This window comes from Aeromonas sp. HMWF014 (assembly GCF_963878295.1).
Classification (GTDB): Bacteria; Pseudomonadota; Gammaproteobacteria; order Enterobacterales; family Aeromonadaceae; genus Aeromonas; species Aeromonas popoffii.
Genome location: NZ_CAWNYS010000578.1, coordinates 1 through 1,867, shown reverse-complemented (window position 1 = coordinate 1,867; position 1,867 = coordinate 1). Strand labels below are relative to the sequence as shown.

Here is a 1,867-nt window from a genome sequence, read left to right as displayed (position 1 = left end):
GATCACCCTGCTGGCACTGCCGGAAGGCACCAAGGAGAAGTTCCTGGCCGAGGTCAAACGCCAGCGCCGTTTCAAGCCGGTGGCTCTGTTCGAGAAGCTGACCGAGTATCAGGTCGCGCTCTTCTCGGTCAACCAGCACAACTATCCGGGCGCCAGCATAGAGGCCTACCTCAAGCGCTACTATCCGTTTGGTGACACCCTCACTCATGCGCTGGGCTACGTGGCCAAGATCAACACCCGCGACGTGGAGCGCCTCGACAAGGAGGACAAGCTCGCCAACTATGCCGCCACCAAGGATATCGGCAAGCAGGGGGTGGAGAAGTTCTACGAGGATCAGCTGCACGGGGTGGCCGGGTATCAGGAGGTCGAGGTCAACAACCGCGGCCGCGTGGTGCGCACCCTCAAGTTCCAGCCACCCGAGCCCGGCAAGGACATCTACCTCAACATCGACATTCGCCTGCAGCTTAAAGCACAAGAGTTGCTAGCCGGTCGCCGGGGCGCCATCGTCATGATGGATCCCAATACCGGCGCCATCCTGGCCATGGAGTCGAGCCCGAGCTACGACCCCAACCTGTTCGTGACCGGCATCTCTAACACCAACTATTCGGCGCTGCTCAACGATCCGGCCCGCCCGCTGGTGAACCGCACCACTCAGGGCATCTATGCCCCCGCCTCCACCGTCAAGCCCATGATGGCCGTGATGGGGCTGAACGAGGGGGCCATCACCCCCAACTACCGCTACTTCGGCGGCCCCAGCTTCTCCATCCCGGGCACCACCAAGAAGTTTCGCGACTGGCGCCGCTGGGGCCATGGCTGGCTCGATGTCTACCGCGCCATCGAGGTGTCGGCAGATACCTATTTCTACGATCTCGCCTATCGGGTCGGCATCGACAAGATCCACAGCTACATGACCAAGTTCGGTTTCGGTCAGTACAGTGGGGTCGATATCTATGAGGAGACCAAGGGGGTCATGCCATCAAGAGACTGGAAGATGGCACGCTGGCGCCAGCCCTGGTATCAGGGGGACACCATCTCCATCGGCATAGGTCAGGGTTACTGGAGCGCCACCCCGATCCAGCTGGCCAAGGCCACCAGCATACTGACCCAGAACGGCCACGATGTGACGCCACACCTACTCAAGAGCACGGCCTCGCAGGATGGGGTTGTCAACGCCCCCGTCAACCCGAACATGGCGCTCAAGGCCAAGAATGATGCCTATTGGCAGGTAGCCAAGGACGGCATGTGGCGCGTCATCAACGGCACTGAAGGCACCGGGCGCCGCGCCTTTGCTAACACACCCTACAAAGCGGCAGGCAAGTCAGGCACAGCCCAGGTGGTGGGCATGAAAGAGAACCAGGTCTACGACGCCAGCACCATGAAGGTGGAACACCGTGACAACGCCCTGTTCGTCGCCTTTGCTCCGTTTGACGCCCCAAAGGCCGTAGTCGCCTTGGTGCTGGAAAACGCCGGCGGCGGCAGTAGCATGGCCGCGCCAGTGGCACGCCAGATGCTGGATGCCTATCTGGTGCCACCAGAGCCCCAGTTGCCACCGGCTCCCAAGCAGCCGCCCCCATCACCCGAGGCCGTTTCCCATGAGTAATTCCGCGCAGCGACAGAGCATCTGGTACCGGCTGCATATCGACCTGCCGCTGTTTCTCGGCCTGCTGGCCCTGATGTCCCTCTCCATGGTGGTGCTCTACTCTGCCTCAGGTCAGAGCGTCGACTCCATCGTGCGCCAGCTGGTGCGCGGCGGACTGGCCTTCGGCCTGATGATCGGCATGGCCCAGCTGCCTCCTTCCCTCTACGCGCGCTGGTCTGTGCCGCTGTTCGTGGTGGTGGTGCTGCTGCTCATTGCAGTGGATGTGTT

2 protein-coding genes are annotated in these 1,867 nt (G+C 62.0%); both read left to right on the top strand.

The window, feature by feature from the left end; translation table 11 throughout:
- Positions 1 to 1,600: penicillin-binding protein 2 (mrdA, locus tag AAC083_RS22225; protein WP_108537734.1), on the top strand; the 1,600-nt coding region annotated here is incomplete at its 5' end.
- The coding region (locus tag AAC083_RS22220) for an FtsW/RodA/SpoVE family cell cycle protein (RefSeq protein WP_181364862.1) at positions 1,593 to 1,867 on the top strand (275 nt) is incomplete at its 3' end. The genes mrdA and AAC083_RS22220, both read left to right, overlap by 8 nt.